The organism is Photobacterium sp. NCIMB 13483 (assembly GCF_003025475.1).
GTDB lineage: Bacteria > Pseudomonadota > Gammaproteobacteria > Enterobacterales > Vibrionaceae > Photobacterium > Photobacterium piscicola.
Genome location: NZ_PYLV01000006.1, coordinates 100,825 through 116,124, shown reverse-complemented (window position 1 = coordinate 116,124; position 15,300 = coordinate 100,825). Strand labels below are relative to the sequence as shown.

General features: G+C 42.1%; 14 protein-coding genes. 10 read left to right on the top strand and 4 right to left on the bottom strand.

Going from position 1 to position 15,300, the window contains the following annotated elements:
• The first annotated feature begins 153 nt into the window (after positions 1–153).
• Positions 154–720, top strand: a complete 567-nt coding sequence (locus C9I86_RS07315) for a PadR family transcriptional regulator (protein ID WP_080158762.1) — start codon at positions 154–156, stop codon at positions 718–720.
• A 68-nt stretch (positions 721–788) separates the two neighbouring features.
• Here C9I86_RS07315 and C9I86_RS07310 read toward each other — a convergent pair whose 3' ends face one another.
• Both C9I86_RS07310 and C9I86_RS07305 read right to left on the bottom strand, forming a co-directional pair.
• Positions 789–3,203 (bottom strand): bifunctional aspartate kinase/homoserine dehydrogenase II, encoded by a 2,415-nt coding sequence (locus C9I86_RS07310; protein ID WP_107276029.1) that lies wholly within the window; start codon positions 3,201–3,203, stop codon positions 789–791.
• The gene (locus C9I86_RS07305) at positions 3,203–4,369 is read right to left on the bottom strand and encodes an O-succinylhomoserine (thiol)-lyase (protein WP_107276028.1); all 1,167 of its coding nucleotides are present in this window, start codon (positions 4,367–4,369) and stop codon (positions 3,203–3,205) included. Before C9I86_RS07305 ends, C9I86_RS07310 begins: the two co-directional genes overlap by 1 nt.
• Before the next feature lie 307 nt (positions 4,370–4,676).
• Between C9I86_RS07305 and metJ the strand changes: the two genes are divergently transcribed.
• Entirely contained in the window at positions 4,677–4,994 is a 318-nt protein-coding gene (metJ, locus tag C9I86_RS07300; protein ID WP_036789456.1) for a met regulon transcriptional regulator MetJ, read from the top strand.
• A 120-nt stretch (positions 4,995–5,114) separates the two neighbouring features.
• Here metJ and rpmE read toward each other — a convergent pair whose 3' ends face one another.
• Positions 5,115–5,327: a 50S ribosomal protein L31 gene (gene rpmE, locus C9I86_RS07295; RefSeq protein ID WP_080158765.1), complete on the bottom strand. Its 213-nt coding sequence runs from the start codon at positions 5,325–5,327 to the stop codon at positions 5,115–5,117.
• Positions 5,328–5,594: 267 nt separating this feature from the next.
• Here rpmE and priA point away from each other — a divergent pair, with 267 nt between their 5' ends.
• The 7 genes from priA (at position 5,595) to rraA (ending at position 13,459) form a co-directional block, all read left to right on the top strand.
• A complete protein-coding gene (priA, locus tag C9I86_RS07290) occupies positions 5,595–7,796 on the top strand; it encodes a primosomal protein N' (RefSeq protein ID WP_107276027.1) in 2,202 nt (733 codons plus the stop codon).
• Between the two features lie 182 nt (positions 7,797–7,978).
• The gene (cytR, locus tag C9I86_RS07285) at positions 7,979–9,004 is read left to right on the top strand and encodes a DNA-binding transcriptional regulator CytR (protein WP_255418369.1); all 1,026 of its coding nucleotides are present in this window, start codon (positions 7,979–7,981) and stop codon (positions 9,002–9,004) included.
• Positions 9,005–9,173: 169 nt separating this feature from the next.
• On the top strand, positions 9,174–9,776 hold the full coding sequence (locus C9I86_RS07280; protein WP_080158768.1) for an SPOR domain-containing protein: 603 nt from the start codon (positions 9,174–9,176) through the stop codon (positions 9,774–9,776).
• 182 nt (positions 9,777–9,958) lie between these two features.
• A complete protein-coding gene (hslV, locus tag C9I86_RS07275; protein WP_080158769.1) occupies positions 9,959–10,486 on the top strand; it encodes an ATP-dependent protease subunit HslV in 528 nt (175 codons plus the stop codon).
• Between the two features lie 10 nt (positions 10,487–10,496).
• The gene (gene hslU / locus C9I86_RS07270; protein WP_107276026.1) at positions 10,497–11,828 is read left to right on the top strand and encodes an HslU--HslV peptidase ATPase subunit; all 1,332 of its coding nucleotides are present in this window, start codon (positions 10,497–10,499) and stop codon (positions 11,826–11,828) included.
• A gap of 149 nt (positions 11,829–11,977) precedes the next feature.
• Positions 11,978–12,886, top strand: a complete 909-nt coding sequence (locus C9I86_RS07265; RefSeq protein ID WP_107276025.1) for a 1,4-dihydroxy-2-naphthoate polyprenyltransferase — start codon at positions 11,978–11,980, stop codon at positions 12,884–12,886.
• Positions 12,887–12,973: 87 nt separating this feature from the next.
• The gene (rraA, locus tag C9I86_RS07260; protein WP_107276024.1) at positions 12,974–13,459 is read left to right on the top strand and encodes a ribonuclease E activity regulator RraA; all 486 of its coding nucleotides are present in this window, start codon (positions 12,974–12,976) and stop codon (positions 13,457–13,459) included.
• A gap of 104 nt (positions 13,460–13,563) precedes the next feature.
• On the opposite strand, the gene zapB is transcribed toward rraA, so the two are convergent.
• Positions 13,564–13,806 (bottom strand): cell division protein ZapB, encoded by a 243-nt coding sequence (zapB, locus tag C9I86_RS07255; RefSeq protein ID WP_036789682.1) that lies wholly within the window; start codon positions 13,804–13,806, stop codon positions 13,564–13,566.
• 595 nt (positions 13,807–14,401) lie between these two features.
• Here zapB and C9I86_RS07250 point away from each other — a divergent pair.
• Positions 14,402–15,253, top strand: a complete 852-nt coding sequence (locus C9I86_RS07250) for an MIP/aquaporin family protein (RefSeq protein WP_080158773.1) — start codon at positions 14,402–14,404, stop codon at positions 15,251–15,253.
• Positions 15,254–15,300: the final 47 nt, after the last annotated feature.

Below are 15,300 nucleotides of genomic sequence, written 5' to 3'. Positions count from 1 at the left end.
GAAGTATCGATATTGAGTCAATTAATGATATTCTATGCGACCGCAATTAGGCAGTGCAATAGCACGATTATAAATTAAAAACGTCACCTGAAGCGTTACATAATCTAAGCCCTATTGTGTTTTTTTATTTTATATATTTAACGGATAGAAGAGATGTCACTACCACATGTAATTTTAACAGTGCTTAGCACTCGCGAAGCGACTGGTTACGATATAACCAAAGAATTTTCACACAGTATCGGTTATTTTTGGAAAGCGAGCCACCAGCAGGTGTACCGTGAACTCAATAAAATGGCGACGAATGATCAAGTAACCTGCCGTCTTGAACCTCAAGATGGTAAACCTGATCGTAAGGTATATTCGATTACCGATCTTGGCCGTCAGGCACTATTTGAGTGGTTCCAAGAACCAGCACGTAATCCAACCACGCGTGATGAGTTTTCTGCAAAACTATTGATTTGTGGTGTTCACAATTCAGTACCAATGCAGCAGCAACTTGAAGCTTTAATTGATGAATCACATATTTTAATGGGTCATTATCAAGAGCTAGAGCAAATTCATTTTAGCGATTACAAAAACATGGATCGTCAACAACGTCTCGACCGTTTAACCTTACGCCGCGGGCTTCATAACCGCCAAGCTTGGATATTATGGGCTGAAGAAGTTCTCGCTGAACTGAAAGATATGGACAGTGAAAATAGCGCAATCGCTATTAACTAAATCAATATCAAAAAATAAAGCCGCAGTTTAAACTGCGGCTTTTTTATTACTACTAATACGGTATACGCCTACAACATCGTCGCTAAGCGATTGATATCAGATATTAACGCCCCAGCTGTTACATCTCGTCCAGCCCCAGGGCCTCGAATCACTAATGGATTCTCGCGATACCAGAGGCTTTCAATTGCAAAAATATTATCACAAGGTAGTAAGTTTGCTAATGCATGCTCATGAGGTAATGCTTCTAAGCCAACATATGCTTTACCATGGCGATCTAAACGGGCCACATAACGTAAAACTTTATCTTCACGAGCTGCTCGTGCTAATTTTTCAGCTAATACACCATCAAGTTTTGGTGCTTGCTCAAAAAACGCATCAACCGTTAATTTACGTAAACACGGCGGAACCAATGATTCAACGTGCACTTGCTGTGGGTCAATTTCAAACCCCGATTCACGAGCAAGAATAACCAGCTTACGCATCACATCGCTGCCATCCAGATCATGACGCGGATCGGGCTCAGTTAACCCCTGCTGCCACGCCTGTTCAAGCAATTCAGAAAACGGCTGTCGACCATCAAATTGTTGAAACAACCATGATAATGTGCCAGAAAAAATACCCGAGATAGCTAAAATACGATCGCCACTTTCGCGCAGATCGCGTACGGTATGATTGATAGGTAAACCAGCACCAACCGTCGCGTTATACAACCAATAACGGCTACTTTTAGCAAACGCATCAACCACCGCCTGATACTCTATCGTCGCCGCTGATCCTGCGATTTTATTCGCAGAAATAAGGTGTAATCCACTCGCTGCAATATGTGGGTATAACGCAGCTAACTGATGACTTGCGGTTACATCAACCACAACCACATCATCATAATCAACCGCTGCTAGCTGAGACAATAACTGCGGTAATTGATAATCTGTTGCCTGATCTTGAAACTGCTCTAATGCTGTTTGCGGCGTAATTCCAGCACTATTAATCCAACATTGATGCTGACCAACAATGCCAATCAAATTAAATTGCATGCCGTGTCGTAGCTCTAATGCCGCTTTTTCACGACCAAATAACCCCAACCAATGTTTCCCTATATTGCCTTTACCACACAACACAATACCCACGCTTTTTTGCGCTTGAAATAACGCTTGATGAATATCATTGACTAACTTATCCGTTTCAATATCACGTAGCACTGCCACTAAACTTAAACCTGATTCAGCCTCAGTCATAAATTCAACGGGTAAGCCTTTAAGTTGCTGATAGAAACCATGGCAATGATTAGGATTATTCAACACGCCAGCACCAACTGCCGCAACCATTGAAAAGCCTTCTCGTAATCGAAGTTCAGCCGCAACGCCACTATCTTGCAATAGCCCTAGCACGCTATTTACCATTTCTTGGGTATAGGCCAAAATAATTCGCCGCTTACCTTTATCCATAGTTTGAGCCAACGGCTGTAATTGCACTCGATCTAATAATAACTGCACATCTTGTTGAGTATGTGCCAACGCCATTCCTTGCGGTACATCAAGCTCAATTAAACACACATCATTGAGTGATGAAATAATTTTAGCCCCACGACCAGATGCTAATACCCTTTCAACCCGTGTTGATCCAGATTCAGGTTGATGACTACAACGTAAGGTTAAATCAAGACTACTTTGGGCGACGGGTTGAAGTGTTCGGCTATGTAAAACTGGCGCAGCAAGACGTGCTAATTCATTGGCTTCATCTAATCGTAATAAGGGCAATAGACAAGCATTGGTGACCTTATGAGGATCGGCACTATAAACACCCGCGACATCACTCCAAATTGTTACTCGGTCAACCTTGGCTAAAGCACCAATAATCGTCGCAGAATAATCAGACCCATTACGACCAAGTAACACCGTTTGCTGGTGCTGATTCGCCGCCATAAAACCAGTGATCACTAATCGTTGCTGTTGATATTGCGCTAACAATTGATCCAATAATGGTGCAGATAAGACTTTATCCACTTCAGGCTGCACCGCATGATCGGCCCGTAAAAATAAACGTGAATCAATATCTATCGCCGCTAATTGGCATTGGTTTAATAAGGCACTTAATAACCGTGCAGACCATAATTCACCATGACCTAAAACCGCATTTTTCACCTCGGCCGTCATGGTTAATTGTCCCCACTGAGCAATTAACGCCAACTCCGCATATAACTGCTGTTGTAGTGGCTCTGCGTCTTGAGGATCAAGTAACTCATTGATCAATTGCTGCTGAAATACTCGAATAGAGAGTAAGGTTTCATGGGCTAAGCGGCCATCAGTGACTAATTGTTCTAGCCATAATAATAATTGATTGGTGGTTTTCCCTGCCGCCGATACCACCACTAAATCATTATAATTAGAATACGCACGTAAAATATCAGCGACACGACGATAACAATCAGCATTGGCAAGGCTACTTCCGCCAAATTTATGTAATTGGCGCAGATCTTTTTTCATCAGCAGCCCTCCTTTGCAATAGCGAACGCCTGTTTAAGATCAGCAATCAAATCTTGTGGGTCTTCTAAACCTACCGATAACCGTAACAAAGAAGTAGAGATCCCAGCGGCTCGTTGCGCTTCATCACTCATGGCACGGTGAGTCATTGAAGCGGGATGAGCAATTAAACTCTCCGTCCCCCCTAATGATTCTGCCAATGAAAACAATTGTAATGTTTTAACAAACAACGCCAGTTGTTGATAACTTCCAGCAAATTCAAAACTCATCATCGAGCCAAAACCACGTTGCTGACGCTTCGCTATCTCATGCCCAGGATGGGTGGGCAAACTTGGATGATAAATAGTGCCAACCAAGGGTTGTTGCTGCAAATAAGCCAGCACTGCTGCCCCATTTTCTTCATGCATCCTCATTCGAGGCGCCAATGTTCGCAATCCACGCAAGGTCAAATATGCATCAAAAGGGGCTCCTGTCGCCCCAATACAATTAGCCCACCAACTTAGATTTTCAGCTGCAGCTTGGTCTTTAGCAATTAAAACACCCCCGACCACATCAGAGTGACCATTAATGTATTTAGTGGTTGAATGCACCACAAAATCAGCCCCAAGCGATAACGGCTGCTGTAATAATGGCGATAGGAAAGTGTTATCCACGGCAACTTGGCAACCAACCACCTGTGCTTGTTGGCAAACCACCGTAATATCAATCACGCGCACTAAAGGATTTGAGGGAGTCTCAAGCCATAACAACGTCGGCTTTTGTGCCAATGCTGCCGCTAAGGCATCAGGATCCGACTGATCTATAAACAGGACCTTAAAGTCCCCTTTTTGAGCGCGGGTATTAAACAATCGATAACTGCCACCATAACAATCATGGGGAGCTATCAATAAATCATCAGGTCCTAAAAGCGCAGACACCAATAAATTCATCGCAGCAGTACCACAACTGGTGACGATGCCCCCCGCGCCGCCTTCCATATCACTCAGAGCATCAGCTAATGTATTTCGAGTTGGATTGCCTGAACGAGAATAATCATATTGCGGTAACTCACCTAGTGCAGGAAAACTGTAGGTGGACGTTAAGTAAATTGGCGGCACAACTGCATTATATTGTGAATCAACGTCAATACCGCTACGAACGGCAATAGTCGCAGGCTGCTTATCACTCATAATAACGTTCCTTGTTATAAGGGGGTGAACCCTGTAAATAAATAATGATGGCTGTTAACAACCTTAACCACATCAAAACAAGACGTCAACACCTCTAGACGTCTATATGTCTTTGCTTATAGCGGTAAATCCCGCTAAAATTCAGTCATTGAAAAAAATAGTCGTGATCTAGCAACTGTTGTCTATCACTGTAGAGGACAAATCAGTGATGTTCACGTAATATCGCCGCCTATCATGACTATGTACTAACAACCGTCATCGCGACATTGTTATCATCATTAATTAAACATCGCTGAGAAGGTAAAACATGGCAAAGTGGAATGGCGAATATATTAGCCCTTATGCAGAACACGGTAAGAAAAATGAACAAGTAAAAAAAATTACAGTGTCTATTCCATTAAAGGTTCTCAAAATTCTTACTGATGAACGTACTCGCCGTCAGGTCAATAACCTGCGCCACGCTACCAACAGTGAACTACTCTGTGAAGCTTTCCTACATGCCTACACAGGACAACCACTACCCACTGATGATGATATTCGTAAAGATCACCCCGACGATCTGCCCGCAGAAGCGAAAGCATTGATGGAAGCGATGGGTATCAGCTACGAAGACATTAATGAATAATATGGACATGAAATAGCAAAAAACCAGCACTTCTGCTGGTTTTTTTATAATTGCCAAATCTCAGCCATAAAAAAAGGGATGCTTGCGCATCCCTTTTTTGTAAATTCATCTGGCAAATAATTACTTGCTAGAAAGCGCACCAAAACGCTTGTTGAATTTGTCCACACGACCGCCAGAGCTAACTTGACGTTGCTTACCAGTGTAGAATGGGTGACACTTATCGCATACATCAAGGTTGATGTCTTTGCTCATAGTAGAGTTAAATACGAAAGTGTTGCCGCAAGAACAACGTGCGTTTACTGCTTTGTATTCTGGGTGGATACCTTGTTTCATGGGGAAACCTCAAGTTAAGGCCGTGTCGCTCTCCCGATCCAAAGCCGGGCACCACACGTGGTTAATAAAATAGTCTGTCGTTAATTTACGACAAATCAGGCGGCGTATAGTAATCAATCATTCCACAGAGATCAACTCAGTCACTGTTTTTTTATCGCTCTTTTATTGATCACTAAAACAGTCAATAATAGTTGCAACATAGCAGTACTTATCCCTTATCACGTGATCTGTTACTATTTAGTACAAGCTCAATTAAAGCGATAAAATATGAACCACCCAATAGCACGCGTTGCTTTACCTGTCCCACTTGATAAAACTTTTGACTATCTCATCAAACCCAACACCACTCCAATTATTGGTGGTCGCGTGCTGGTGTCTTTTGGTCGACAACGATTAGTCGGGATTGTGGTTGCTATCGGGCATGATTCTGATTTTCCTATTCAACAGTTAAAACCTATTCAGCAAGTATTAGATAATCAACCTTTATGGCAACCTGCTTTATTTAGCTTATTAAAATGGGCCAGTAGCTATTATCAATATCCATTAGGTGATGCCCTTGCCAATGCGATGCCTGCATTACTGCGTAAAGGTCGAGAAGCATCAACCACGCCACTAAAGTATTGGCACCTAACTGAAACAGGTCGAGATCAGCCGCTAAATGGCTTAAAACGCGCGCCTAAACAAGCACAAATCCTAAATCTATTACGTCATGGTCCACTCAGTCATGAAAACTTACTCACTCATGACGTCAGCAGCACCACCCTCAAAACTGTCGAGCAAAAAGGTTGGATCAGCGAACAACAACATCAACCACAACAACGTCAGTGGCTGCCACAATTTGAAATTACAGAACAGAAACCACGTTTAAACGAAGAACAAGCATTAGCGATTGCAACGGTAAACAGTAATCCAGGATTTGGCTGTTATCTACTCGATGGTGTTACAGGCTCAGGCAAAACCGAAGTTTATCTTAATTTACTTGAGCCCATTTTAGCGGCGGGTAAACAGGCGTTAATTTTAGTGCCAGAAATTGGCCTAACACCACAAACAATCAATCGTTTTAAGCGCCGTTTTAAGGTGCCATTAGAAACCGTACATTCGGGTTTAAACGATAGCGAACGCATGGCGGCATGGCTTGCTGGACGAGATAATCAAGCTGGAATCATTATTGGCACCCGTTCGGCACTGTTTACACCTTTTGCTAACCTTGGCATTATCATTGTCGATGAAGAACATGATGCTTCATATAAACAACAAGATAGCTTACGTTACCACGCTCGTGATCTGGCCGTAATGCGAGCCAATAAAGAAAATATCCCGATAGTATTAGGTTCAGCAACGCCAGCACTGGAAACACTGCATAACGCCCAAACAGGCAAATATCACTATCTGACACTCTCTAAACGTGCAGGTAATGCGAGTGCTGCACGTCATGGTATTATTGATGTCAAAGGCCTGTATTTAAACGCGGGGTTATCAGCACCATTAATTGCAGAAATGCGTAAGCACCTCAATGCGGGCAATCAAGTGATGCTGTTTCTTAATCGGCGTGGATTTTCACCCGCGATGATGTGCCATGAGTGCGGCTGGATCGCAGAGTGTGATCGTTGTGATGCGTATTACACCCTCCATCAGCAATCAGGGGAATTACGGTGTCATCACTGTGCCACTCAGCGGCCGATCATGCACCAATGCCAGCAGTGTGGTTCTACTCAGTTGTTACCTGTTGGTGTGGGTACAGAACAACTTGAAGCCCAATTAGCCGAATTATTCCCTGAATTTAAAACAGTACGTATTGACCGTGATAGTACTCGTCGTAAAGGGGCATTAGAAAACTATTTAGAAGCCATTAAAAATAATGAATATCAAATTTTAATTGGCACCCAAATGCTTGCTAAAGGCCACCACTTTCCCAATGTAACCTTAGTGGCATTAATTGATGTTGATAGTGCATTATTCAGTAATGATTTTCGCGCCTCAGAGCGATTAGCACAGCTGTTTATTCAAGTTGCAGGTCGTGCAGGTCGCGCCAGTAAACCAGGATCAGTATTATTACAAACCCACCATCCAGAACATCAACTGCTACAATCATTACTGCATAAAGGCTATGGCGTTTTTTCTCAGGCTGCATTAACGGAACGTCGTCAAGCATTGTTGCCACCGTTTACTCACTTAGTGTTATTGCGTGCAGAAGCTAATGATAGCGACCTTGTGTGCCAGTTCTTACAACAAGTAAGAGGGATTTTTGAAGCAAGCCCAGTGTATGACCAAGACTGTTGTGTTTTAGGGCCAAATCCAGCTCCCCTTGCTCGTCGTGCTGGACGATTTAGATGGCAATTAATTTTACAAATACCTAATAGAAATAAACTTCAACAAATACTCAGTATTGCTAAGCCTGCAATTCAGCTCTTACCGTTAGCGAAAAAAATTAGGTGGTCGATTGATGTTGAACCGCAAGATTTAACTTAAACTACACAATGCGATGCATCTCACATAGCGAATGTAATTTATGCTATTGAAAGCATGTTTCAGCTTATGCATCCATTCTACAATATGTATATGAATTGACGTTTTTCAGTCAGTTACAATTAGTTGGCGAGCATATCTGAATACATTTTTGCGTCAGATAGCCAACTGTAAATTAGTAAGATATAGCACAAGAGGAAAGCACTATGGCGACAATGAAGGACGTTGCCCAGCTAGCCGGGGTATCAACCGCGACAGTTTCACGCGCGCTCATGAACCCGGAAAAAGTATCGGCCTCAACCAGGAAAAAGGTCGAGCAAGCCGTAATGGAAGCTGGATATTCACCAAACTCACTAGCACGCAATTTACGCCGCAATGAATCGAAAACTATCGTTACCATTGTTCCCGACATCTGTGATCCCTACTTCACAGAAATCATTCGTGGTATTGAAGAAGCGGCAATGGAAAATGGTTATTTAGTGTTGCTCGGTGACAGTGGTCAGCAACAACGTCGTGAAAATTCATTCGCTAATTTAGTCTTTACTAAACAAGCTGATGGTATGTTGCTATTAGGTAATAATTTACCGTTTGACGTCAGTAAACCTGAACAAAAAAATCTGCCGCCATTAGTCATGGCATGTGAATATGCGCCGGAACTTGAATTACCAACAGTGCACATTGATAACTTAACCGCTGCCTTTGATGCGGTGAATTACTTGACTCAAATGGGCCATAAGCGCATTGCTCAAATCACCGGACCTGATAAAGCCGCTTTATCACAATTTCGTCAGCAAGGTTATCAGCAAGCTCTTCGTCGTGGGGGCATCACTCTAAACCCGGCTTACACCATTAAAGGTGATTTTAGTTTTGCTGCAGGTGCTCGTGCAATCACAGCATTACTTGCTTTACCCGAACCACCAACAGCATTATTTTGCCACTCTGATGTCATGGCTATTGGTGCCATGCAACAGGCGAAACGATTAGGTTTACGCGTACCACATGATATTTCTATTGTTGGTTTTGATGATATTCAATTTGCAGAATATTGTGATCCACCATTAACGACGGTCTCACAACCACGGTATGAAATTGGCCGTCAAGCAATGTTAATGTTGCTAGAATTACTCAAAGGTAAAGATGTTCAGGCAGGGTCGCGATTATTAGACGCCAAACTGGTTATTCGTGAAAGTGCAGCGCCACCTAGTCGTTAATTGATCGCCCCCATATTTGACACGTTACTGCACAGAGATCATAAAATCTGGCATCTTTGTTACAATATGGGGTTAATTATCAACGAAACAGCGATAATAACTGGTCAGGATCAATCCAACTTTGTAACATAGCGTCCTATCTATCTACCCAAACTAATTTGTCGATATCGTGGCTACTAAAGATTATGTAAAACGTGGGCGCTCTGCGAAACCAGCGTCACCAAAAGCAAAAGCTAACCCTAAAGGCAAAAAAGTGCCGACAACTGGTTTTCCAACCAAGTGGGCAGCTTTCGCTGTTATTTTAGTGTGTGGGCTGATTACGAGTTTATTTTTCCTTTCTGGTACTGATGTTCCTGAACAGAAACCAGCGATTCCTGCGGCTATTGTTATCAAACCGCAGCAACCTGCAAAAGTTAATACCAATGCCTTACCGCCAAAACCAGAAGAAAAATGGCGTTATATTCAAGAGTTGGAAAATAAAAAAGTCATTGTTCCTGAATTAACCCAGAAAAAAGTCATTGTAAAAGAGAAGCCAGCTAAACCTTACTTATTACAATGCGGTGCTTATCACAGCCAATCTCAAGCAGATGAGCGTAAGGCGATGATTGCGTTTCAGGGCTTAAACAGTCAAATAAAAGTATCAACCAACAATAAAGGTACTTGGTACCGTGTTGTACTTGGTCCTTACAAAAATAAACGCTTAGCAATGAATGATCAGAATAAATTACAACAACATGGTATTAGCCCTTGTGCAATTTGGTTCTGGGAATAATCATCATTAGTATGAATAACAATAAAGGATGCCATCATGGCATCCTTTTTTATTCTCTAAAACTTAACATCACCACGCCCAGCAATTGTTATATACACCTTGAAAACCTGCCTCCCTATCCCCAGATCTAATAGCATTAATGATCCCGGCTAACGTCGGAGCTGAATCAAAGAGGGTTTAACGTGACAACTATTGTATCTGTTCGTCGTAACGACAAAGTCGTAATTGCTGGTGACGGCCAAGTCTCACTTGGCAATACGGTAATGAAAGGCAACGCTCGCAAAGTTCGTCGTCTCTATAATAATAAAGTACTTGCCGGTTTCGCTGGCGGCACCGCGGATGCCTTTACTTTATTTGAACGTTTCGAACGTAAATTAGAAATGCACCAAGGCCATCTATTGAAATCAGCTGTTGAGTTAGCCAAAGATTGGCGTACCGATCGTGCCCTACGTAAGCTTGAAGCTTTATTAGTTGTTGCTGATGAAACCGGCTCATTAATCATTACAGGTAATGGTGATGTCGTACAGCCTGAGCATGATTTAGTGGCGATTGGTTCGGGTGGTAATTTCGCTCAAGCTGCCGCTATTGCATTATTGGAAAATACAGATCTTAGCGCCCGTGAAATTGCTGAAAAAGCGCTAAATATTGCGGGTGATATTTGTGTGTTTACTAACCACAATCACACTATTGAAGAACTAGAAACTAAGTAAGGAAGTTGCAATGTCTGAAATGACTCCTCGCGAAATCGTTCATGAGCTTGATCGTCATATTATCGGTCAAGACAAAGCCAAGCGAGCGGTTGCGATTGCACTGCGTAACCGCTGGCGTCGTATGCAGCTTCCTGAAGAGCTGCGTGTAGAAGTAACCCCTAAAAATATTTTAATGATTGGTCCAACCGGCGTTGGTAAAACAGAAATTGCTCGTCGATTAGCGAAATTGGCAAATGCACCATTCATTAAAGTTGAAGCAACTAAATTTACTGAAGTGGGTTATGTCGGCAAAGAAGTTGAAACGATTATTCGTGATCTAACTGATGTCGCTGTAAAAATGGTACATCAACAAGCGACTGAAAAAGTCCGTGTACATGCTGAAGAATTAGCAGAAGAACGTATTCTTGATGTGTTATTGCCACCTGCACGCGATGCTTGGGGACAAAACGAAGAAGTCGCAACAGAATCAACAACGCGTCAATCTTTCCGTAAAAAATTACGTGAAGGTAAACTTGATGATAAAGAAATCGAGATTGATATTGCAGCCCCACAAATGGGTGTTGAAATCATGGCGCCTCCTGGCATGGAAGAAATGACCAACCAGTTACAAGGCATGTTCCAAAATCTTGCTGGTAACACCAGTAAAAAACGCAAAATGAAAATCAAAGATGCGTTAAAAGCGGCAACAGAAGAAGAAGCCGCTAAACTGGTAAACCAAGAAGAATTAAAAGAACAAGCGATTTTCGCGGTTGAAAACAACGGTATCGTCTTTATTGATGAAATAGATAAGATTTGTAAGCGTGGCGAATCATCAGGCCCTGACGTTTCTCGTGAAGGTGTACAACGTGATTTATTACCATTAGTTGAAGGCAGTACGGTATCAACGAAGCATGGCATGGTTAAAACAGACCATATTCTGTTTGTAGCATCAGGTGCATTCCAAGTTGCTAAGCCATCAGATTTAATTCCTGAGCTACAAGGTCGTTTACCGATCCGCGTTGAACTGGATGCACTGAGCAGTCATGACTTTAAGCGTATTCTTACTGAGCCCAAAGCATCGTTAACGCAACAATACGTAGCACTAATGGCTACGGAATCGGTCGATATAGAATTTACGGCTGAAGGTATTGAAAGCTTAGCGGAAGCAGCATGGCAGGTAAATGAGCGCACAGAAAATATTGGTGCACGTCGTTTACATACGGTTATGGAACGCCTAATGGAAGAGATTTCTTATGATGCGAGTGAAAAATCTGGCGAGAAATTCCTTATCGATGACGCGTATGTACAAGCACGCTTAGGCGAATTCGTTGCTGATGAAGATTTAAGTCGCTTCATTTTATAATCGAATTTAGACTAACAGTTAACACAATAAACGGTGCGTTTTATCGCACCGTTTTTTTTGTTCTTTAACAAACATTGATGGGATAAATTTGCGCCTGACCAAATTTACGCCATAATACCTTTTCAGTATTCACTTTAAGTATCTAATTTATGAACTCACCCTCTTCACTGACAATTTGGTTAGATGCCGCAAGACCAAAAACCTTACCCCTTGCCATCGCCTCTATTGTCTGCGGTAGCGCAGTAGCAAAATGGCACGACAATTTTTCTGCAAGTATTGCAGCTCTTGCGCTATTAACTGCCTTGTTATTACAAATTCTATCTAACCTTGCTAATGATTATGGCGACGCCGTTAAAGGCACAGATAATGATGACCGTTTAGGTCCACAACGGGCAATGCAATCAGGCTTAGTCACCGCAGCAACAATGCGTAAGGCCATGATTATAAATATCATTCTTACCGCCATCAGTGGCTTAACCTTAATTTTAGTGGCTTGTAAGAACCCGCATGACATTATCGGTTTTTTAATCTTGGGCTTACTTGCGATAGCAGCATCGATTGCTTATACCGTGGGTAATAAGCCTTATGGCTATCAAGGTCTTGGCGATCTATCTGTACTGATATTTTTCGGTTGGCTGGGTGTTGCAGGAACGTATTATCTTCAAACGGGACAGATTGACTCACTGATTATGTTACCGGCAACGGCATGTGGTTTATTGGCTGTCGGCGTGCTAAATATCAATAACTTACGTGATATTGATAATGATAAAGCGTGTGGTAAACAAACTTTAGTGGTGCGTATGGGGCCGCAATGGGGCCGTAAATATCACCTGGTATTACTCTCTACTAGTGTGATATTTTTCAGCTTATTTGCCCTATTAGAAGTAAAATCTCTTTGGGGATGGCTATTTATTTTAAGCCTACCATTATTGATTAATCATGGTCGACAAGTGTACCGATCAACCAATGGTGCCGCTTTGCGACCAATGATGGCAACCATGGTGAAGTGTGCGTTAATCACCAACCTATTATTTGCAATTGGTATGGTATTAGCTTAATCACTGATACAAATTGCAATGCGATATCAACTGGTTATAATTTAAACAAACCATTTTTGTTTTCAGCTACCAATAAGAAGCCTGCCCATGGAATATAATACCTCTGAGCTTTGTGATATCTATCTCGATCAAGTTGATGTGGTTGAACCTATGTTCAGCTCTTACGGTGGCCGTAGTTCATTTGGTGGTCAAGTCACGACCATTAAATGTTTTGAGAATAATGGGGTTATTCATGACACCTTATCTCTACCAGGCTCTGGACGGGTATTGTTAATCGATGGTGGTGGCTCATTACGGCGTGCTTTAATTGATATCGATCTCGCTCAATTGGCGGTTGAAAACCAATGGGAAGGATTAATTATTTATGGCAGCGTGCGCCATGTTGATGAACTGGATAGACTCGATCTAGGCATTCAGGCACTAGCAGCAATTCCAGTCGGTGCTGATCAGCAAGCCATTGGTGAAGTTGATGTTGCGGTGAATTTTGGTGGGGTTACTTTCTTACCTGAAGATTATATTTATGCAGACAATACTGGGGTTATTTTATCACCCGAAGCGTTAGACATAGACTAATCAGTCCCTCACAAGACAGTGACCAGACATAAAAAATCAGCTCGGTATATTGCCCATTAAGGGAGCTATACCGAGCCGATAATCGTATTAAAATAAATACGCGATTATTCTACGCTATCCATTTTACCTAGCAGCGTACGTACGCGATCTTGCCATACGTTATGCTCGCCACGTAGCTTTTCGTTATCTTGAACAAGACTCTCACGACCAGAACGTAGTTCTTGTGCTTCCATAGCTAGGCTATCATTTTTTTCTTTTAGTTCATCAATTTCCATTTGTAGTAAAGAAATTGAATCCACAGCCATTTGAACTTTGGCTTCCAATTTTTCCAACATTTCTAGAGACATATTGTTCACCTGATCTATGCCCATATATTTACCTTAACAATTCAAGGTAATCTCTACGGACAGGGTTATATATATTTATATCGCTATTCTAACGAGGCATTGGCTTGCTGACATCTACATTTCCATCACATTCGTGCAAATGAATGAAATTCATACAAGTCTGATGTAATTATTGCAAAGTCAGCCAATATCAGCCTTATTTAGGCGCTAAAAACAGCTAAATTCAACGACCTCAGCATATTTCCATTACCTTATATCTTTAATGCCTCGTTTCACATTCCGCTATCAATAATGTGGTATCTATGAACTTTCTCAAATTCTGTTCCACATTACCATGATAATTTACTCCTGCGATTTTATATGCCGCAGTTATCGTGAATAACGATGATTACTACATCTGCCTAATATCACTATCAATGATCTCAAGCCATCAACCCGACAATAAAAAGCCACCAAACGCTCACTTTGGAAAACAATTTACGCTCGAACGCACATTTTTGAGCCGTTATTATTTTAAAAAAAAGTAACTATTGTAAATTACAGCGCATGAAGGATAACGCAATACCCTACATTACCCATCAAAAGGACTGACAATATGACAAGTTCCAAACCTAATGCGCTCGTCGGAGAATGTTTTGCGGAATTTATTGGTACTGGATTACTGATATTTTTTGGCGTTGGCTGTGTCGCTGCCCTGAAATTAACCGGTGCAGATTTTGGTCAATGGGAAGTCAGTATTATGTGGGGACTTGGCGTTGCCATTGCCATTTATGTCACGGCGGGGGTTTCTGGCGCCCATTTAAACCCAGCGGTAACTATTGCGTTAGCCAGTTTTCATGGCTTCAATAAACGAAAAGTCCTGCCTTATATTATGGCGCAGATATTAGGGGCTTTTGCCGCTGCCGCCTTAGTTTATGGGCTATACAGCAACTTATTTACTGACTATGAAGCCAGCCATAATATTGTTCGAGGAACAGTTGCTAGCCTTGATACCGCCTCTATTTTTTCAACATTCCCTCACCCATCATTAAGTTTTGGTGGCGCATTTGCCGTTGAATTTACTATTACCGCAGTATTAATGTTTGCCATTTTAGCTATTGGTGATGATAAAAATGGAGCACCACGTGGTGCTATGGGGCCACTGCTTATTGGCTTATTAATTGCTGTTATTGGCGGCTCTTTAGGTCCACTTACCGGTTTTGCAATGAACCCCGCCCGTGATTTCGGCCCGAAACTACTGACCTTCTTTGCCGGTTGGGACACGGTGGCACTCACTGGTGCTAAAGATATTCCTTACTTTATCGTCCCTATCCTGGCGCCAATTTGTGGTGCACTTTTTGGTGGCTGGGCCTACCCTAAACTGATTGGGATTTATCTACCAGGCAACAAATGTACCCTACCGAATAAATGTGAAGGCAATACTGATACACCTGCAGTTGAAGCATAAAATTTAATCCATCAACACCATAAAGAGGCATTACCTCGCCTCTCAAT